Source organism: Cedecea sp. B1(4) (assembly GCF_059414925.1).
In genome coordinates, this window is the sequence record NZ_JCAHMZ010000003.1 from 238,520 (window position 1) to 256,609 (window position 18,090).

Annotated in this window: 19 protein-coding genes and 3 tRNA genes; 15 read left to right on the plus strand and 7 right to left on the minus strand. The window is 54.4% G+C overall.

Annotation, left to right across the window (positions count from 1 at the left end; translation table 11 throughout):
* Positions 1-71 precede the first annotated feature (71 nt).
* Complete coding sequence (locus tag ACR6JA_RS08630) at positions 72-872, plus strand: AraC family ligand binding domain-containing protein (protein ID WP_494493893.1); 801 nt, start codon at positions 72-74, stop codon at positions 870-872.
* Positions 873-909: 37 nt separating this feature from the next.
* Here ACR6JA_RS08630 and ACR6JA_RS08635 read toward each other — a convergent pair whose 3' ends face one another.
* Positions 910-1,368 carry a YbaK/EbsC family protein gene (locus tag ACR6JA_RS08635; protein ID WP_008460069.1) on the minus strand — a complete coding sequence of 153 codons (459 nt, stop codon included), beginning with the start codon at positions 1,366-1,368 and terminating at the stop codon, positions 910-912.
* A gap of 211 nt (positions 1,369-1,579) precedes the next feature.
* Here ACR6JA_RS08635 and ACR6JA_RS08640 point away from each other — a divergent pair, with 211 nt between their 5' ends.
* A complete protein-coding gene (locus tag ACR6JA_RS08640; protein WP_039290026.1) occupies positions 1,580-1,885 on the plus strand; it encodes a PTS sugar transporter subunit IIB in 306 nt (101 codons plus the stop codon).
* A 13-nt stretch (positions 1,886-1,898) separates the two neighbouring features.
* On the plus strand, positions 1,899-3,245 hold the full coding sequence (locus ACR6JA_RS08645) for a PTS cellobiose transporter subunit IIC (protein WP_008460071.1): 1,347 nt from the start codon (positions 1,899-1,901) through the stop codon (positions 3,243-3,245).
* Between the two features lie 42 nt (positions 3,246-3,287).
* On the opposite strand, the gene fhuF is transcribed toward ACR6JA_RS08645, so the two are convergent.
* Both fhuF and ACR6JA_RS08655 read right to left on the minus strand, forming a co-directional pair.
* Positions 3,288-4,079, minus strand: a complete 792-nt coding sequence (fhuF, locus tag ACR6JA_RS08650; RefSeq protein ID WP_494493894.1) for a siderophore-iron reductase FhuF — start codon at positions 4,077-4,079, stop codon at positions 3,288-3,290.
* Between the two features lie 129 nt (positions 4,080-4,208).
* Positions 4,209-5,273: a GGDEF domain-containing protein gene (locus ACR6JA_RS08655; RefSeq protein ID WP_494493895.1), complete on the minus strand. Its 1,065-nt coding sequence runs from the start codon at positions 5,271-5,273 to the stop codon at positions 4,209-4,211.
* Between the two features lie 265 nt (positions 5,274-5,538).
* Between ACR6JA_RS08655 and ACR6JA_RS08660 the strand changes: the two genes are divergently transcribed.
* Positions 5,539-5,778 carry a DUF1435 domain-containing protein gene (locus ACR6JA_RS08660; protein ID WP_008460074.1) on the plus strand — a complete coding sequence of 80 codons (240 nt, stop codon included), beginning with the start codon at positions 5,539-5,541 and terminating at the stop codon, positions 5,776-5,778.
* A gap of 39 nt (positions 5,779-5,817) precedes the next feature.
* On the opposite strand, the gene ACR6JA_RS08665 is transcribed toward ACR6JA_RS08660, so the two are convergent.
* From ACR6JA_RS08665 to rsmC, 4 genes are all read right to left on the minus strand, one after another.
* Positions 5,818-5,904, minus strand: a tRNA-Leu gene (locus tag ACR6JA_RS08665).
* 47 nt (positions 5,905-5,951) lie between these two features.
* Positions 5,952-6,038, minus strand: a tRNA-Leu gene (locus tag ACR6JA_RS08670).
* Between the two features lie 31 nt (positions 6,039-6,069).
* Positions 6,070-6,156: transfer RNA gene (locus tag ACR6JA_RS08675), tRNA-Leu, on the minus strand.
* Between the two features lie 121 nt (positions 6,157-6,277).
* Positions 6,278-7,309: a 16S rRNA (guanine(1207)-N(2))-methyltransferase RsmC gene (gene rsmC, locus ACR6JA_RS08680; protein ID WP_494493896.1), complete on the minus strand. Its 1,032-nt coding sequence runs from the start codon at positions 7,307-7,309 to the stop codon at positions 6,278-6,280.
* Positions 7,310-7,416: 107 nt separating this feature from the next.
* Here rsmC and ACR6JA_RS08685 point away from each other — a divergent pair, with 107 nt between their 5' ends.
* The 11 genes from ACR6JA_RS08685 (at position 7,417) to deoA (ending at position 18,072) form a co-directional block, all read left to right on the plus strand.
* Positions 7,417-7,836 (plus strand): DNA polymerase III subunit psi, encoded by a 420-nt coding sequence (locus tag ACR6JA_RS08685; RefSeq protein WP_494493897.1) that lies wholly within the window; start codon positions 7,417-7,419, stop codon positions 7,834-7,836.
* Positions 7,805-8,248: a ribosomal protein S18-alanine N-acetyltransferase gene (gene rimI, locus ACR6JA_RS08690; RefSeq protein ID WP_494493898.1), complete on the plus strand. Its 444-nt coding sequence runs from the start codon at positions 7,805-7,807 to the stop codon at positions 8,246-8,248. The genes ACR6JA_RS08685 and rimI overlap by 32 nt, the downstream gene beginning before the upstream one ends.
* An 18-nt stretch (positions 8,249-8,266) precedes the next feature.
* Positions 8,267-8,944, plus strand: a complete 678-nt coding sequence (yjjG, locus tag ACR6JA_RS08695; protein WP_494493899.1) for a pyrimidine 5'-nucleotidase — start codon at positions 8,267-8,269, stop codon at positions 8,942-8,944.
* 100 nt (positions 8,945-9,044) lie between these two features.
* Complete coding sequence (prfC, locus tag ACR6JA_RS08700; RefSeq protein WP_008460083.1) at positions 9,045-10,634, plus strand: peptide chain release factor 3; 1,590 nt, start codon at positions 9,045-9,047, stop codon at positions 10,632-10,634.
* A 315-nt stretch (positions 10,635-10,949) separates the two neighbouring features.
* Positions 10,950-11,561 carry a molecular chaperone OsmY gene (osmY, locus tag ACR6JA_RS08705; protein ID WP_008460085.1) on the plus strand — a complete coding sequence of 204 codons (612 nt, stop codon included), beginning with the start codon at positions 10,950-10,952 and terminating at the stop codon, positions 11,559-11,561.
* Between the two features lie 133 nt (positions 11,562-11,694).
* A complete protein-coding gene (locus ACR6JA_RS08710; protein ID WP_007373037.1) occupies positions 11,695-11,856 on the plus strand; it encodes a DUF1328 domain-containing protein in 162 nt (53 codons plus the stop codon).
* Positions 11,857-12,147: 291 nt separating this feature from the next.
* Entirely contained in the window at positions 12,148-13,221 is a 1,074-nt protein-coding gene (locus tag ACR6JA_RS08715) for a patatin-like phospholipase family protein (RefSeq protein ID WP_494493900.1), read from the plus strand.
* Positions 13,218-13,994 carry a TatD family hydrolase gene (locus ACR6JA_RS08720; RefSeq protein WP_494493901.1) on the plus strand — a complete coding sequence of 259 codons (777 nt, stop codon included), beginning with the start codon at positions 13,218-13,220 and terminating at the stop codon, positions 13,992-13,994. The genes ACR6JA_RS08715 and ACR6JA_RS08720 overlap by 4 nt, the downstream gene beginning before the upstream one ends.
* 171 nt (positions 13,995-14,165) lie before the next feature.
* Positions 14,166-15,443, plus strand: coding sequence for a NupC/NupG family nucleoside CNT transporter (locus ACR6JA_RS08725; RefSeq protein ID WP_213715082.1), 1,278 nt, complete (start codon positions 14,166-14,168; stop codon positions 15,441-15,443).
* A 345-nt stretch (positions 15,444-15,788) separates the two neighbouring features.
* Positions 15,789-16,568 carry a deoxyribose-phosphate aldolase gene (gene deoC / locus ACR6JA_RS08730; protein ID WP_494493902.1) on the plus strand — a complete coding sequence of 260 codons (780 nt, stop codon included), beginning with the start codon at positions 15,789-15,791 and terminating at the stop codon, positions 16,566-16,568.
* A 181-nt stretch (positions 16,569-16,749) separates the two neighbouring features.
* On the plus strand, positions 16,750-18,072 hold the full coding sequence (gene deoA, locus ACR6JA_RS08735) for a thymidine phosphorylase (protein WP_494493903.1): 1,323 nt from the start codon (positions 16,750-16,752) through the stop codon (positions 18,070-18,072).
* The last annotated feature ends 18 nt before the right edge of the window (positions 18,073-18,090 follow it).

The window sequence follows — 18,090 nt, forward strand, 5'->3', positions numbered from 1 at the left end:
ATAGTGAGAAACCGCCATGCCATCGTGCGTTTCGGTCAATGTTTTCTCGACGACTTTGAAGGTGGATATCCGTGCCAAAGAAAACGCCCAGCATCCTTATCGCGCCTTTTACCGGCGAGCTTCCGGCGACGCTGTACTTTCGTAGCGCGCCGATGCCTGCGCACGGTTTGTACCTGGAACACAGTCACCCCTGGGGAGAATTTGTTTCGGCGGTAAGCGGCGTCGTGGAGGTGCAATATGCCGGAGGACACTTTGTGGTGCCGTCCCAGTACGGTATCTGGCTGCCGCCGGACACCCAGCATCTTGCGCAAAATCGGATGGAGGCGTGGCACAGCTCCGTATATGTCAGCCTCGCGGAGTGCGTAGCGTTTCCGCAGCAGGTGACCGTTATGGCTATCGCGCCTCTCGTCCGGGCGATGCTCGAGCATTTACACCTGAACCCGCCGGGTATCCCTCCTTCTGAAGAGGAGTCGCGATTCCTGCGCGTGTTGGTTGATAGGCTGATTAAGGCCGAAAGGGTGGGGAACTATCTACCTGGATCGGACGATCCTGTGGTTCGGCGGGTGCTTAATATCCTGGAACAAAACCCTGGGGATAGCCGCTCCGTGGCGGCGTTGGCGGCTTTGGCCAATACCAGTGAGCGAACGTTGATGAGACGCTGCCAGCGGGAGTTGGGTATGACGCTGGCGGAGTGGCGGCAGAGGCTAAGAATTGTGAAAGCGATGCCTTTGTTGGCCGAGGGATGGACCGTCGAGAATATCGCTTTTGAGCTGGGTTACGGCAGTTCATCGGCGTTTATTACGATGTTCCGCCGCTTAACCCAGGAAACGCCGGATGAGTATCGCAAGCGTGTCACCGGGCTGGAGCGTTAACTGAGCCGAAAGTCTTTTGCCTCCGGCTGCAGCAAACTTACTGGCAGACGTCCACCCATTTGGCGTGGGTGAGTTCGGCCATGCGTTCAGGTGAAATGCGGACGGCGCTATGAATGGCCCCTGCGGCGGGCAGCACTTCATCGTACTGGCGGAGTGAGATGTCGCAGAACACCGCCAGCGGGTTTTCCAGCCCGAACGGGCAGACGCCGCCGACCGGATGCCCGGTCCAGTTCACCACTTCATCGCTGCTGAGCATGCGCGCTTTGGACCCAAATGCTTCTTTAAGTTTCTTATTATCAAGACGAGCATCGCCCTTCGCGACGATCAGAATAATGTCGTTTTTGACCTTTAATGAGAGCGTTTTGGCTATTTGTCCGGGTGCCACATTGTGGGCGGCGGCGGCAAGCGCGACGGTAGCGGTGCTTTGGTTTAGCTCGATGATATCTATATCGGGGGCATGGTCGGCGAAGAATTGCCGCACGGACTGCAAACTCATGATTTTCTCCTGATCCAGGTGGCAAATAATTTCGCATAAGCTTGTGCTTTCTGTAAACCGCTTATACTTATCTCATACCCGCCTTGTCAGAAATTTCTGGATCTCCTTCACAATCACTGAAACCGGTTGCAGTAACCGGTTGCAGTAATAAATTCCGCGAGGAATACTGAATCTTGTAACCACCCCCTGTACCTAATAATAAGAGTCGTCTATGAAACGTATCCTTTTATGCTGTGCCGCTGGTATGTCTACCAGTATGGTCGTGAACAGGATGAAACAGGCCGCCCAGGATCAACAGATTGAGGTTGAGATCAAGGCGGTGGGTATCGAAGAGTTCACGGATGTTATGCCTGAATTTGATTGCTGTTTACTCGGTCCGCAGATCAAATACCGTCTGGAAGATTTTAAGGCTCAGGCCGCGCCCAAACGGATCCCGGTCACGGTCATTAACTCTATGGATTACGGAATGATGCGCGGCGACAGAATTCTCGCCGACGCACTCGCGTTGATAGCCTGACAGGAGAGCCACTATGTCTTCCAACCATGCTGCTTTTAATTTAATTTTTCGGTTTGTTGAGAACTACGTTAGCCCGATAGCTGGCCGCATTTCTTCCCAGCGTCACGTGATGGCCATTCGCGACGGCTTTATTTCTGCGATGCCATTTATGATTGTCGGCTCGTTCCTGCTGGTGTTTGCTTATCCCCCGTTTTCGCCCACCACGACATGGGGCTTTGCTCGCGCCTGGCTCGACCTGGCGAAGCAGTTTGAAGGGCAGATTTTAACGCCGTTTGATATGACGATGGGCATCATGTCTATCTACATTTGTGCGGCGATTGCCTACAACCTGGGTAAACACTACGTTAAATCGCACGGGCTCGATCCTTTCATGTGCGCCATGCTGTCGCTGATGGCTTTCCTGGTGGTTGCGGCCCCGAAAACCAAAGGGACGTTGCCGGTGGACAGCCTTGGCGGCACCGGGATCTTCACCGCAATCTTGGTGGCGATTTACTGCGTAGAGATGATGCGTTTCCTGAAGGCGCATAACATCGGCATCAAGCTGCCGGACCAGGTGCCGCCGATGATCAAAAACTCCTTTGATCTGCTGATCCCGGTGCTGGTTGTGGTGCTGACGCTGTATCCGCTGAGCCTGTTTATTCAGTCTCAGTTCGATATGCTGATCCCTCAGGCCATTATGGCGCTGTTCAAACCGCTGGTGTCCGCGGCGGATTCTCTGCCGGCGATTCTCCTTGCCGTACTGATTGCTCACCTGTTGTGGTTTGCGGGTATCCACGGGGCGGCGATTGTCTCCGGGATGCTGCAGATGTTCTGGCTGACCAACCTGGGTCTTAACCAGGGCGCGCTGGCTGCCGGTGCACCTCTGCCGCATATCTTTATGGAAGCGTTCTGGACCTTCTTCATCGTGGTCGGCGGTTCCGGGGCAACGATGGGATTGGTTATCTGCTACCTGCGCAGTAAATCTGCCCACCTGCGTTCCATTGGCCGTCTGAGCATCGTGCCAACCTGCTTTAACATTAACGAGCCGGTGATCTTCGGTACGCCGATTGTGATGAACCCAGTATTCTTCATTCCGTTCCTGCTGGCACCCATGGTTAACGCCGTGCTGGCCTGGGGCGCGATGAAGCTGGATCTGATTGGTCGCGTGATTTCCGTTGTACCGTGGACCGCACCTGCGCCAATCGGTGCCGCCTGGGCGCTGGGCTGGGACTTCCGTGCCGCAATTCTGGTGATTCTGCTTGCCTGCGTGTCGTCCATCATCTACTTCCCGTTCTTCAAAGTGTACGAGAAGCAGCTGCTGGAGCAGGAGAAAGAAGAAGCTCAGAGAGCGAGCGAGGAAGGGAGCCAACAGCTGGCTTAATGGTTTAGCGGAATGAAGAACGGCGGGGAAACCTGCCGTTTGCTATTTCAGAGTGCAGTCGCCGCAGCGCTGGACGTCAGGCAGCTTATAGCGCTGGCAGCAGGTGCGTCTGACCAGAATGCCTTCACGCGATATAACCGTGCGATAAAGCGGATTCTCCCGGCCACATGAAAGCTGTTTTTCAAAGAAACAGGTCTGCACCAACGCCGCCAGGCTCTGTTCATCCAGCAGCGGTTTCAACTCGCCGAAGAACCAGTTTACCAGGTAGCCGGTGTTGCTCCAGATAAGCCGGGCGTTGATCTCTTCGCTGGCTTCCAGCGCCGCTACGACCGGCATCAAACCTCCAACGATAAACTGCTCTAGCCGCAGATGGAGCGGTAGCTCGCTTGCCCGGCAATCTTCAGTCACGTCAATCCAGAAGCATTTTGCCCGGCCCGTTTCGTGGAACTCAGCCCGCACATGCTGAGGGGCAATATTCAGCGCTTTAGGCTGAGTCAGCAGCGCCATCATCATCGGAGGCACCAGCAGGCCGATGTACCATTGTGCCCACAAAGACTTCAGCGGTTTGTGCTCGCGGGTAAGTTCAGGCTGGTGACGATAGATATGGTCGCCGTAGGCCGCCATTAGAGAGGTTAGCGTAGTGGGACGCTGCCACTCGCTTAGCGTCATTGCTGCAGCGGGAGCCTGTTCGTTTAATTTGATGATGTCGTTGAAGTACGGGCGGTGCGCGGCAAAATACTCCCGTAGCGAATCTGCCTGCGGGCCTGTCGCTGGGGACCAGGGAAGAACAAAGCAACCGCTGTCATCGCTGAACTGGAGGGAGTGAAGTGCCATACTTTCGTCAGGGAGTAATCTAAATGATAATGATTAGCAATACTAGCGGTGGGCGAAATCTCTGGCAAGGTGAATTCACCGCCACCGCTGGGTGATGGCTGTTTTTGCGATCTCGCGCGTCTCGCCGGGTTAATTCACGGCGAGCATTTCGTTGGTCAGGATGCTGTTTCTTCCTCGGTTTTTGGCCTGATAAAGCGCTTTATCCGCGAGGCTCAGTGCATCGTCTATGCTGCCTTCAGTGAATGGCGCAAGCCCGATACTGACGGTAACGTTGGTCGCGACCTGGGTATTAAACATATGCGGGATGTCCAAATCGAAAACGCGCTGGCGGATCCTTTCCGCCGACTGCATCGCACGTTCCGCGTCGATGTTGGTGAGCATAATCATGAACTCTTCCCCGCCGTAGCGCGTGACAAGATCCCTTGAACGCACGGCATCGCGAATCGCCGCTGAGACCCGGATCAACGCCTGGTCGCCCATCGCATGGCCGTAGTGGTCGTTGTACGACTTGAAGTGGTCGATATCCAGCAGCAAAACGTAGTGGCTGCCGCTGCCGGAGGCCTGAATGTGCTCGAGGCGGTTTTGAAAGCCGCGGCGGTTGTACAGGCCGGTTAAAGGATCGAGCATGCTGAGATCGGTCAGCGTCTCTTTTTCTTCGAGCAGTTTATTCATCAGCCGCTGGGTGAAACGGTCATTACGTTTCTGAATAATATGCTGAATAGCGATCCCGATAGCGGGCAGCGCAATGGAATAAATTACCCTCAGCCATTGGTCAACATTACCCAGCCAAAGTACTACCAGCGCCACGGGCAGGCTGTGCAGCAGGAAAGCCACAATATTATTAATAAATGCAATAGTGCCAATAAAAAGCACCGACATCAGGCTAATCACCAGAAATGAGGTGTCCAGATCCCCGATGGCCGCGTTTTTAATGAAAATATGCACCGCCCATAATAACCCGAGAAATAGCGAGATAATATTCAGGTTAATCAGCAGCTTATTATTCCACATCTGCCAGGCAAGCAAGGCCAGGCTAATCAGCAGAATGGCGACAACGGGCGGTGTTATACGCACTGTCGAATGGAGCGGAAAGAGAATAGAAAAAGCGGCTGCCAGGGCATTGAGCAGCAAAAATAAACGTAAAGAAAGCAGCTGCTTTGCTTTGAGTAAGGCTCGCCAGGTTTGGGCTGTCATAGAACGATTGTGTCTTGGGTAAGCGCGTCAGGTGTTGTGTGTGTCGTATTAACGAAAAGCGAGTTATCGGCTTTTCTGGCAACTATTGGAATTTTTATAAGGCAAACTAAAGCCGGCGCTCAATCTATCACCTTACTGAAAATCTGTCATTAAATGACACGTCAACCCTGGCTATTTCAGCTATAGGTCGCGCACGTTTTTACGCTGACAGTTGAGAAGATTTATCATATGATATTGGTTATCATTATCATGATGGGGCGTAAAAATGCTGCAACGACGACTCGAAAGTGGCTGGAGTGTAATGGTGGCGGGGCTTGCGGTGGCGCTGCTTGCCTGCCTGGATCTCAGTTTCAGTCAGTGGCGTGTACTGGTGGTTATTGGGCTGCTTGCAACGGCATTGATGCTCTACCATAAAACGTTAAGACACTTTGTTTTACTGCCATCGTGCGTAGCATTTGCCAGCGGATTGCTGTTGATTGTGATGAATTTGGGATCGATGAGATAAACAAGTTGGGGGAGATAAAGGGGGTCACTTCATAAGAAGTGGTGCGAAGAGAGGGACTTGAACCCTCACGTCCGTAAGGACACTAACACCTGAAGCTAGCGCGTCTACCAATTCCGCCACCTTCGCACAGTTTTCAGATTTGCATCTGAAGAGTTTTGATATCGCCTTCGCATTGGTGCGAAGAGAGGGACTTGAACCCTCACGTCCGTAAGAACACTAACACCTGAAGCTAGCGCGTCTACCAATTCCGCCACCTTCGCGCAGTGCGAACGATATCTTTCGTGGTTGTGTTGGTGCGAAGAGAGGGACTTGAACCCTCACGTCCGTAAGAACACTAACACCTGAAGCTAGCGCGTCTACCAATTCCGCCACCTTCGCATACCTGTAATACCGAAGTATCACAACCACGGAGGCGCATTCTAGATGTTTTCTGAGCTTCGTCAACACTTAATTTGATGCCGCTTTCCCGACTGATGCAAAAAGCGGCACCTTAACGCGTTTAACGCTTTTTACCCGCCCGGGTCAGCACGGCGCGGTAAACTTTGAAGCGGCCAGTTTGAGCAATAACTTCATGACTACCAAACACTTCGTCCAGCACGTTCGGGTAGGCAAGGAAGGCGTTCGCCACGATGCGCAATTCACCACCCATATTCAGATGGCGAGCTGCACCGCGAATAAGCTGGTGCGCTGCATCGAGGCTGGTTTGCATCCCGTCGTGGAATGGCGGGTTGGAGATGATCATGTCGAAGCGGCCGTTGATTTCCGAGTAGACGTTACTGGCGATTACTTCCCCTTCAATGCCGTTAGCGGCAAGCGTTGCGCGGCTGGCGGCGACCGCCGGTGCGCTAACGTCGCTAAGCGTGAGGCGGACTTTTGGCGAGTGGCTGGCGAGAGTAATCGCCAGTACGCCCGCGCCGCAGCCAACATCCAGCACTTTGCCTTTGGTGTGCGGCGTCAGTGTGGAAAGCAGCAGTTTGCTGCCGGTATCCAGACCGTCGCGGCTAAAGACGCCCGGCAGGGTTTTCACCGTCATCCCTTCATGAGGGTATTCACCCCACCAGCTGTTTTCATCAAACGCAGGCTGTTGCTCCAGACGACCGTGGTACAGACCACAGCGGCGCGCGCTGTCGATTTTCGTCAGCGGGCAAACGTCAGCCAACATTTGCTCTGCGCTACGCACGCCAGAGCGGTTTTCGCCGACGACAAAAACATCGGTGCCAACCGGCATCAGCGACAGAATATTCATCAGTTGGAACTGAGCTTCTGGCTTGTTTTTCGGCCAGTAGTAGATAAGCGTATTGCTGTCGGCAACGTCATCCGCACTGACCACCAGGCCATACTGTGCGTTCTCGCCCATCTGCGCGCTTAATACCTGCCAGTGGTGGAATTGCTGGGTGTGGGCGCGGCTGGCGGCGGTGTCGAAACGCGGCGGCAGGTCGTCTTGCATGTCACCGGCAAACAACACACGGCTCTCGGTAAAATCATCGCTGTGGCGCAGCAGTACTTCACTCGCCGGGGTAAACGCACTCATCAAATAGCTCCTGGAAAATCAGAGCGTGGATTATAGAGCTTTAATGGCGTGGATTCGATGAATTTGCTATATTTGCCGCCCGAATTACGCTCTCAACAGGTTTCGCTATGACTTCCCCTTCCCGACGCGACTGGCAGTTACAGCAACTGGGCATTACCCAGTGGGTGCTGCGCCGTCCGACGGCCTTACAGGGAGAAATTGCGGTTTCTTTGCCCCCGGGCGTGCGTTTAGTGATGGTGGCTGAAACGCTACCAGCCTTGAGCGATCCGCTGGTGAAGGACATTTTACGCAGCATAGCGTTAAGCCCCGACCAAGTAATGCAACTGACGCCGGAGCGCGCGGCAATGATGCCGCCTGACAGCCGCTGCAATAGCTGGCGCCTGGGCGTTGAGCAGCCCCTGACGCTCAGCGGCGCGCAGCTTGCGTCCCCTGCGCTTGACGAGCTTTATCACAATGGCAACGCGCGACAGGCGCTGTGGCAACAGATTTGCGAACATGAACACGATTTCTTCCCTGACGCCGAATGATTTGGCGGACGCGTATGCCATTGAGCTGCGCAGTCATGCTTTTCCCTGGAGTGAAAAAAACTTTGCCAGCAATCAGGGCGAACGCTATTTCAATTTGCGGCTGGACGTTGACGGCAAACTTGCCGCTTTTGCGGTAACGCAGGTCATTCTCGATGAAGCCACGCTGTTCAACATTGCGGTTGATCCAGCGTATCAGCGGCGAGGGCTTGGGAAAGCGCTGCTTGAGCATCTTATTGCCGAGCTTGAAAAACGGGATGTCTTTACGCTGTGGCTGGAGGTGCGTGCCTCTAACGTTGCGGCGAGAACCTTGTACGAAAGCCTGGGCTTTAACGAAGCGACGGTGCGTCGCAATTATTATCCTGCAAAAGAAGGTCGGGAAGACGCGATCGTGATGGCGCTCCCCCTTGGTTAATTTTTAAAAGGTGTGTGGATGAACTGGGACTGGATTTTATTTGATGCGGACGAAACGCTGTTTACCTTTGACGCGTTCGGCGGTTTGCAGCGCATGTTTCTCGATTATAGCGTGACCTTTACCGCAGATGATTTCCAGGAGTATCAGGCGGTAAACAAGCCGCTGTGGGTTGACTACCAGAACGGCGCGATTACCGCGCTGCAGCTGCAGCTCAGGCGTTTTGAGGACTGGGCAGGGCGACTGAATGTGCCGTCAGCAGAGCTAAACGATGCCTTTTTATCCGCGATGGCCGAAATTTGCGCCCCTCTGCCTGGCGCTGTTTCCCTGCTGAATGCGCTCAAGGGCAAAGCGAAACTTGGCATCATTACCAACGGCTTTACTGCGCTGCAGCAGACTCGCCTCGAGCGCACCGGCCTGCGTGACTATTTCGACCTGCTGGTGATTTCCGAGCAGGTAGGGGGAGCCAAACCCGATCGCCGTATTTTCGACTATACGTTCGAGCAGATGAACCAGCCGCCTCGCGACCGCGTTTTGATGGTCGGCGACACGGCAGAATCTGACATTCTGGGCGGTATCAACGCCGGGATAGCAACCTGCTGGCTTAACGCCCACGGACGCACCGCGCCGGAAGGGATTGAACCGACCTGGCAGGTCACCTCGCTAAGTGAACTGGAGCAACTGTTGTGTAAGCCATGATTGTTGATTGTTAAACCCGCAATGATGGGTAAAATAGCCGCCAAATAACGTTCACTCGCCGCGTGGCTCAAGGCCGCGCGCACTTACAGAAGATGTAATTATGACTTTGTCTCCTTATCTGCAAGAGGTGGCTAAACGCCGCACTTTTGCCATTATTTCTCACCCGGATGCCGGTAAAACGACCATCACCGAAAAGGTGCTGCTGTTCGGACAGGCTATCCAGACCGCCGGGACGGTAAAAGGCCGTGGCTCAAGCCAGCACGCCAAATCCGACTGGATGGAGATGGAAAAACAGCGTGGCATCTCGATCACCACCTCGGTGATGCAGTTCCCGTATCGCGACAGCCTGGTCAACCTGCTGGACACCCCGGGGCACGAAGATTTCTCCGAAGATACTTACCGTACTCTGACCGCCGTTGACTGCTGCCTGATGGTTATCGATGCCGCAAAAGGCGTAGAAGATCGTACCCGTAAGCTGATGGAAGTTACCCGTCTGCGTGATACGCCGATCATCACCTTCATGAACAAACTGGACCGCGACATTCGCGATCCAATGGAAGTGCTGGATGAAGTTGAGCGCGAGCTGAAGATTGGCTGTGCGCCAATCACCTGGCCAATCGGCTGCGGCAAGCTGTTCAAAGGGGTTTACCATCTTTATAAAGATGAAACCTACCTCTACCAGACCGGTAAAGGCCACACTATCCAGGAAGTGCGCATCGTTAAAGGGTTGAGCAACCCGGAACTCGACGCAGCCGTCGGGGAAGATCTTGCTCTGCAGCTGCGTGAGGAGCTGGAACTGGTGCAGGGGGCTTCCAACGAATTCGACCATGAACTATTCCTGGCCGGTGAAATTACCCCGGTATTCTTCGGCACCGCGCTGGGCAACTTCGGCGTCGACCACATGCTGGATGGTCTGGTTGAGTGGGCACCGGCTCCGATGCCGCGTAAAACCGACACGCGTCTGGTGGATGCGGCGGACGAGAAGTTCACCGGTTTTGTCTTTAAGATCCAGGCCAACATGGACCCGAAACACCGTGACCGCGTCGCCTTTATGCGCGTGGTGTCCGGTAAGTATGAAAAAGGCATGAAGCTGCGCCAGGTGCGTATCGGGAAAGACGTCATTATTTCTGACGCGCTGACCTTTATGGCCGGGGATCGTTCTCACGTGGAAGAAGCTTATCCGGGCGATATTATCGGCCTGCACAACCACGGCACGATTCAGATCGGCGACACCTTTACCCAGGGCGAAATGATGAAGTTCACCGGTATTCCGAACTTCGCCCCGGAACTGTTCCGCCGTATTCGCCTGCGCGATCCGCTTAAGCAGAAGCAGTTGCTTAAAGGCCTGGTTCAGCTGTCTGAAGAAGGTGCGGTGCAGGTGTTCCGTCCTATTGCCAACAACGACCTTATTGTTGGTGCGGTCGGGGTGCTGCAGTTTGATGTGGTCGTGGCTCGCCTGAAAAGCGAGTACAACGTGGAAGCGATTTACGAATCGGTGAACGTGGCGACGGCGCGTTGGGTTGAAGGGAATGACGTTAAGAAGTTTGAAGAATTCAAACGTAAAAACGAAGTTCAGCTGGCGCTGGATGGCGGCGACAACCTGACCTATATTGCCCCGACAATGGTAAACCTGAATATTACTCAGGAACGTTACCCTGACGTGACTTTCCGTAAAACGCGCGAGCACTAATTGCCAGTCATAGCGCGGCGTTCGCCGCGCTCTTCTCACTTTCCCTGTCTTTTTAATCCCTTGCAGAATCCTCTTAATTTCCCGCGAATCCTGCGTCATTGCTGATTTTTCCATCAACACGTCATGCACTTTTATGATTGTGATCTATATTTAACAAAGTGATGACAATTTTATTGGATGAAAGCTCCGGAAATTAATCATTTCCTGGTGTCTTGTTGGCGTTTCTCATGTCATCTCAATATTAATAGCTGATTTTTTGCAGCTTACGAGAAGCGAGAAAGCTCAAATGATGAGCAAACCTACAGGAATTAATCGATGACTACGACTAAGATTTCAAAAACTCTGCTGGCGGTTGTGTTGGGTTCTGTACTGGCAAGCACCAGCGCCTTTGCGGAAGACACTCTGCTTAATAAAACGGAATCTACCGCCGATAGTGCAGGGAAAAAAATCGATAGCTCCATGACGAAAGTCGGTAATTTCATGGACGACAGCGGCATCACAGCGAAAGTCAAAGCAGCCCTGGTTGACGATAAAAACATCAAAAGTACCGATATTTCGGTCAAAACCGACAATAAAGTGGTCACCCTGAGCGGTTTTGTTGAGAGCCAAGCTCAGGCCGAGCAGGCCGTCGCCACGGCGAAAAAAGTGGAAGGCGTAACCTCGGTGAGCGACAAACTTCACGTTCGCGATGTGAAAACACAGTCGGTGAAAGGCTATGCCGGTGATGCGGCCACGACCAGCGAGATCAAAGCGAAATTGTTGGCCGACAGCATTGTGCCGTCGCGCCATATCAAAGTAGAAACCACTGACGGCGTGGTTCAGCTGTCCGGCGAGGTGAAATCCGCCGCTCAGTCTGAGAAGGCTGAAAGCATTGCTAAAGCTGTTGAAGGCGTGAAAAGCGTTAAAAACGATCTGAAAGTGAAGTAAAGCAGCACCCGAAATGGCTTTCTGGACGCGTGCCGGGAAGACATAAGCACCACCCTTACACATTATCGCCTGCGGGTTAGCCATTCGGCGCCCGTGAAGAAGCGATAAGATTAACTATGGTTAAGGAGAGTCTATGTTTCGTTGGGGCATTATTTTTCTGGTAATAGCGTTGATCGCTGCGGCCCTGGGCTTCGGTGGTCTGGCGGGTACCGCAGCAGGTGCTGCAAAAATTGTCTTTATCGTCGGGATCATTCTGTTCCTGGTCAGCCTGTTCATGGGGCGCAGACGTCCTTAGCAACGCTCATTGAGTAACATGCCGATACAAAAGAAAAGCCAGTCCTCGTGACTGGCTTTATAGTGTCTACAAACCGCTGTCGACAGAAAAGAACGACCAGACGGCTCGTTAAAAAAAACAGGAAAATCAATTCATTGATTTTCGGCTGCTCACCATAAAGAGGGAAAACCACGCCTTTTCCCGCTTTGTCAGCAACCTTAAGCCAGTCCTCGTGACTGGCTTTCGCCGTTTTACTTAGCGCGCTATGGGTATAGGGTAGAAATTCACAACAACAGCAATTCAGGAAAGCAGGTGGGAAATCGTATACCCGTAACGCTCGGCAATATTGCGCCGCTGGCGACTAAACCTTTTCGTCCTGGAAAACTCGCTCTGATTTGTGAAGGGGGCGGGCAGCGCGGGATCTTTACGGCTGGGGTTCTGGACGAGTTTATGCGCGCGGAATTCAACCCTTTTGAACTGTTCCTTGGTACCTCTGCCGGGGCGCAGAATCTTTCCGCTTACGTTTGTAACCAGCCGGGATACGCGCGTCGCGTCATCACGCGCTTTACGACGACGAGGGATTTCTTCAATCCGCTCCGCTTTGCGCGCGGAGGGCATCTGATCGATCTCGACTGGCTGATTGAGTCGACCGCCGCCAGACTGCCGCTGTCGATGTCCAGCGCCGACCCGCTGTTTGAACAGGGAAAAGAGTTCTTTATGTGCGCCTGCCGCAGTGATGACTATGCGGCGAATTACTTTTCGCCGACCACGGATACCTGGCTAAATTTGCTGAAAGCCTCCAGCGCCATTCCCGGTTTTTACCGCTCAGGCGTGGATATTGACGGCGTCAGCTATCAGGACGGCGGCATCAGCGATGCGGTGCCGGTGCGGGAAGCGGTTAATCGCGGGGCAGATACGCTGGTGGTCATTCGCACCGTACCTTCACAGATGTACTACACGCCGCAGTGGTTCAAACATATGGAACGCTGGCTGGGCGACAGCAGCCTGCAGCCGCTGTTGAATCTGGTGCAGCACCACGAGGAAAGCTACCGTGAAATCCAAAGCTTCATTGAGAAGCCGCCCGGTAAACTGCGAATCTTTGAGATTTACCCCCCGAAAGCGCTATTAAGCAGCGCGCTCGGCAGCCGCCTGCCTTCATTGACGGCGGATTATCAAACGGGGCGCTTGTGCGGGCGCTATTTCCTGGCCACCATTGGCAAACTGCTGGTGGCTAAACCGCCGTTAAGGCGTCATTTGCCGCGCATTAATACGCCCGGCCCGTTGGTCATTCCTCCTGCTGCGGCGGCAAACGAATCGCTGGTCAAGCCGATTAGCCCTGGCCTGCAGGCGAATGATGCGGCGTTTGATAATGAGGATCTCGCGTGAGTTTTACGTTCTACGACACCCATTGCCACTTTGATTTTCCCCCCTTCACCGGGGATGAAGAGCACAGCCTCGCGCTGGCCGCTGAGGCCGGGGTTCGTAAAATTATTGTGCCAGCAATAGAAGCGGGGCGTTTCAATCGCGTACTTGAGCTGGCGCAGAATTATCCGGCGCTTTATGCCGCCCTGGGTATGCATCCGATTGTGATTGAAAAGCATGATGATACGGGGCTGGCCGCGCTGGAGGATCTTTTGCGGCAAAAGCCGGAGAAGCTGATCGCCATCGGCGAGATTGGGCTGGATCTTTATCGCGAAGATCCGCAGCTCGACAGGCAGGAGTTTATCCTCAGCGAGCAGCTGAAGCTGGCGAAGCGTTACGATCTGCCGGTGCTGCTTCACTCCCGCCGTACCCACGACAAGCTGGCGCTGCACCTGAAGCGCCACAACTTGCCCAGAACCGGCGTGGTGCACGGTTTTGCCGGCAGCTTACAGCAGGCGGAACGGTTTATTGCGATGGGCTATCGCATTGGTGTCGGTGGCACCATCACCTATCCGCGAGCCAGCAAAACCCGGGATGTGATGGCCCGTTTGCCGCTTTCATCGCTGTTGCTGGAAACCGATGCGCCGGATATGCCGCTGAACGGCTGGCAGGGGCAGCCCAACCGGCCGGAACGTGCCGCCAGGGTCTTCGATGCGCTGTGTGAATTACGCCCGGAGCCCGCAGAAATCATTGCTAATGCCTTGAAAAACAATGCAGACGAATTATTCGCCTTCTAATGAGTCGCCCTCAAAGTGTGATATTCATCACCTTGCTATGTAAATGTTTCTATACATTTCGCCCTACACGTGATTGCTCCGGCACTTTTCTCGCCCCTGTGGTTATAATCCGCGCGCTAAAAAGGGGCTGCTAAAGCCCGAATCTTTCCAGTTGATACACAGGGATACTGTATGCAAATACTCATGGGATTGATCGGCATGGTGGCATTGCTGCTGATCGCCGTTTTACTTTCCAGCAACCGCAAAGCGATCAACCTACGCACCGTCATTGGCGCGTGGCTTATCCAGATCGGTATCGGGGCGCTGATCCTTTACGTTCCGGTCGGGCGTAAAGTCCTGCTCGCGATGTCTGAAGGGGTGGCTAATGTCATCGCCTACGGCAATTCAGGGATTTCTTTCCTGTTTGGCGGGCTGGTGTCTGACAAAATGTTTGAAGTCTTTGGCGGCGGCGGCTTTATCTTTGCGCTGCGCGTCCTGCCGATCATCGTCTTCTTCTCCTCGCTTATCGCCGTGCTTTACTACCTCGGCGTGATGCAGTTAGTGATCCGTATTCTCGGCGGCGGCCTGCGTAAGGTATTGAAAACCTCGCGCACTGAATCCTTGTCGGCGACGGCGAATATTTTCGTTGGCCAAACCGAAGCGCCGCTGGTTGTACGCCCTTATATCGCCACGATGACCCGATCTGAGCTGTTTGCCGTGATGTGCGGTGGCCTTGCCTCCGTGGCGGGCTCCGTGCTGGCGGGCTACGCGCAGATGGGCGTGCCGCTGGAATACCTGATTGCCGCATCCTTTATGGCCGCGCCGGGCGGGCTGCTGTTTGCCAAGATAATGCTGCCTGAAACGGAAACCCCGAACGACACGCCGGAGCTGGAGTCGATGAAAAACGATCCAGATCGCCCGGCTAACGTGCTGGACGCAGCGGCCTCGGGCGCAGCTTCCGGGATGCAGCTGGCGCTGAACGTCGGGGCGATGCTGCTGGCGTTTGTGGCGCTGATTGCCCTGCTGAACGGGATGCTTTCCGGTATCGGCGGCTGGTTCAACTATCCGCAGCTTTCGCTGGAGCTGATGCTGGGCTGGGTGTTCTCCCCGGTAGCCTGGATGATTGGCGTGCCGTGGAGCGAGGCGATGGTGGCCGGATCGTTTATCGGCCAGAAGCTGATCATCAACGAGTTTGTTGCTTACCTGAACTTCGGCGCTTACCTGAAGGATGATGCCGAAGTGGCTGCGGCGGGCCTGCAGGTGCTGTCCGGCCATACCAAAGCGATTATCTCCTTCGCGCTGTGTGGATTTGCTAACCTTTCTTCTATCGCCATTCTGATCGGTGGCCTAGGTAGCATGGCGCCAAACCGTCGGCACGATGTGGCTCAACTGGGCATGAAGGCCGTGGCGGCAGGGACGCTGTCTAACCTGATGAGCGCCACCATCGCCGGGCTTTTCCTGGCGCTGTAGCCTGCAATATAAATGTTATAATAATAACATTAAGCGGTAACCGATGGCTGGTGCCCTGCCAGCCATTTTCTTGTGCCCTGGCGCAATTTAGCGCGTTATTTTGTTCCTTTAATCACATATACTCTATGAAAGCTTGCAATTCATGCTTTGGCTTTTGTGAGGCGAGACACAAAATTGCATCGGTAGTGAGTGTTAGAATTCTAACATTGCAACCGGCAATGTGCGGTGAGAAGGATCTCAACGTGAGGGTGACCCAGGTGACCACTCTTCTTCAAGGAACCAAGTCCGCTCCAACGTGTTGAGTTTCCAGGCCGGAGACTTATTTCCCTTTTGTTGGAGAGCGTTATGACCGATTTAACCCAAAGCAGCCTGCGTGCGCTGAAACTGATGGATCTGACTACCCTGAACGACGATGACACTAACGAGAAAGTCATCGCTCTGTGCCATCAGGCAAAAACCCCGGTCGGCAACACCGCTGCGATTTGTATCTATCCGCGTTTCATCCCAATCGCCCGTAAAACCCTGAAAGAGCAGGGCACCCCGGACATCCGCATTGCGACCGTGACCAACTTCCCACACGGTAACGACGATATCGACATCGCGCTGGCAGAAACCCGCGCCGCTATCGCTTACGGTGCAGACGAAGTAGACGTGGTGTTCCCATATCGGGCGCTGATTGCCGGTAACGAGCAGGTAGGCTTCGACCTGGTAAAAGCGTGTAAAGACGCCTGCGCCAGCGCTAACGTACTGCTGAAAGTGATCATCGAAACCGGCGAGCTGAAGACCGAAGAGCTGATCCGCAAAGCGTCTACTATCGCGATTAAAGCCGGTGCCGACTTTATCAAAACCTCGACCGGTAAAGTGCCGGTTAACGCCACGCCGGAAAGCGCTCGCATCATGATGGAAGTGATCCGCGATATGGGCGTGGAAAAAACGGTAGGCTTCAAGCCAGCCGGTGGCGTTCGCTCCGCTGAAGATGCTGCGCAGTTCCTGACTATCGCGGACGATCTGTTCGGTGCCGATTGGGCCGACTCCCGTCATTACCGCTTCGGGGCGTCCAGCCTGTTAGCCAGCCTGCTGAAAGCGCTGGGCCATGGGGACGGTAAAAGCGCCAGCAGCTACTAATTACTCGTCATACTTCAAGCCGCAGGTGCGTTAGCTGCACTTCCTCACCCAGTCACTTACTTCAGTAAGCTCCTGGGGATGAGCTCTTTTGCCTTCTGCCTGCGACTCGAATTATCTGGAGTAATCTTTAATTGCGGCGGGTTTTCCGCCGCTCTTTACCCGCATTTCCCAGGGGGTTGCCGTGTTTCTCGCACAAGAAATTATTCGTAAAAAACGTGATGGCCTGGTACTGAGCGACGAAGAGATTCGCTTCTTTATCAACGGCATTCGCGACAACACCGTCTCTGAAGGGCAAATTGCTGCTCTGGCGATGACCATTTTCTTCCACGACATGACAATGCCGGAAAGGGTGTCGCTGACGATGGCGATGCGGGATTCCGGCACCGTGTTGGGCTGGAAAAGCCTTAACCTCAACGGCCCGATTGTGGATAAACATTCCACCGGCGGCGTAGGGGATGTCACTTCGCTGATGCTTGGCCCAATGGTGGCGGCCTGTGGTGGCTATGTGCCGATGATTTCAGGCCGTGGCCTGGGGCACACCGGTGGGACGCTGGACAAGCTTGAGGCGATTCCAGGCTTCGATATCTTCCCGGACGATAACCGCTTCCGCGACATTATTAAGGATGTCGGCGTGGCCATCATCGGCCAGACTAGCTCGCTGGCACCGGCGGACAAACGATTTTATGCCACCCGCGACATTACCGCGACGGTGGATTCTATCCCGCTTATCACCGCTTCCATTCTGGCGAAAAAACTGGCCGAAGGGCTGGACGCGCTGGTGATGGACGTGAAAGTAGGCAGCGGCGCATTTATGCCGACTTACGAGCTGTCAGCACAGCTGGCAGAGGCTATCGTTGGCGTTTCCAACGGCGCAGGCGTGAAGACCACCGCGCTGCTGACGGACATGAACCAGGTGCTGGCTTCCAGCGCGGGTAACGCCGTGGAAGTCCGTGAAGCGGTACAGTTCCTCACGGGTGAATACCGCAACCCGCGTCTGTTTGATGTGACAATGGCGCTGTGCGTGGAAATGCTGATTTCCGGCAAGCTTGCCAAAGACGAAATGGAAGCACGCGCGAAGCTTCAGGCGGTGCTGGACAACGGCAAAGCAGCCGAAGTGTTTGGCCGCATGGTTGCCGCGCAGAAAGGCCCGAGTGACTTCGTTGAAAATTATGCGAAGTACCTGCCGACGGCAATGCTGAGCAAGGCAGTGTATGCCGACGCGTCCGGGTTTGTTTCGGCGATGGACACTCGCGCGCTGGGCATGGCGGTGGTGTCGATGGGCGGCGGTCGTCGTCAGGCTTCCGACACCATTGATTACAGCGTCGGCTTTACCGACATGGCGCGTCTGGGAGAGTCTATCGACGGCGAACGTCCGCTGGCGGTGATCCACGCGAAAGACGAAGCCAGCTGGCAGGAAGCCGCGAAGGCGGTGAAAGCGGCAATCAGGATTGACGAAAAAGCACCGCAGGAAACACCAACGGTCTATCGCCGAATCACCGAATAACGGTATACTGATCTGATC

Coding starts and splice junctions, on each gene's coding strand:
- prfC (WP_008460083.1), top strand. CDS start 9,045: ATGACTTTGTCTCCTTATCTGCAAGAGGTGGCTAAACGCCGCACTTTT.
- ACR6JA_RS08645 (WP_008460071.1), top strand. CDS start 1,899: ATGTCTTCCAACCATGCTGCTTTTAATTTAATTTTTCGGTTTGTTGAG.
- ACR6JA_RS08725 (WP_213715082.1), top strand. CDS start 14,166: ATGCAAATACTCATGGGATTGATCGGCATGGTGGCATTGCTGCTGATC.
- rimI (WP_494493898.1), top strand. CDS start 7,805: ATGAACACGATTTCTTCCCTGACGCCGAATGATTTGGCGGACGCGTAT.
- yjjG (WP_494493899.1), top strand. CDS start 8,267: ATGAACTGGGACTGGATTTTATTTGATGCGGACGAAACGCTGTTTACC.
- fhuF (WP_494493894.1), bottom strand. CDS start 4,079: ATGGCACTTCACTCCCTCCAGTTCAGCGATGACAGCGGTTGCTTTGTT.
- ACR6JA_RS08640 (WP_039290026.1), top strand. CDS start 1,580: ATGAAACGTATCCTTTTATGCTGTGCCGCTGGTATGTCTACCAGTATG.
- deoC (WP_494493902.1), top strand. CDS start 15,789: ATGACCGATTTAACCCAAAGCAGCCTGCGTGCGCTGAAACTGATGGAT.
- ACR6JA_RS08655 (WP_494493895.1), bottom strand. CDS start 5,273: ATGACAGCCCAAACCTGGCGAGCCTTACTCAAAGCAAAGCAGCTGCTT.
- ACR6JA_RS08685 (WP_494493897.1), top strand. CDS start 7,417: ATGACTTCCCCTTCCCGACGCGACTGGCAGTTACAGCAACTGGGCATT.
- ACR6JA_RS08635 (WP_008460069.1), bottom strand. CDS start 1,368: ATGAGTTTGCAGTCCGTGCGGCAATTCTTCGCCGACCATGCCCCCGAT.
- rsmC (WP_494493896.1), bottom strand. CDS start 7,309: ATGAGTGCGTTTACCCCGGCGAGTGAAGTACTGCTGCGCCACAGCGAT.
- osmY (WP_008460085.1), top strand. CDS start 10,950: ATGACTACGACTAAGATTTCAAAAACTCTGCTGGCGGTTGTGTTGGGT.
- ACR6JA_RS08710 (WP_007373037.1), top strand. CDS start 11,695: ATGTTTCGTTGGGGCATTATTTTTCTGGTAATAGCGTTGATCGCTGCG.
- ACR6JA_RS08660 (WP_008460074.1), top strand. CDS start 5,539: ATGCTGCAACGACGACTCGAAAGTGGCTGGAGTGTAATGGTGGCGGGG.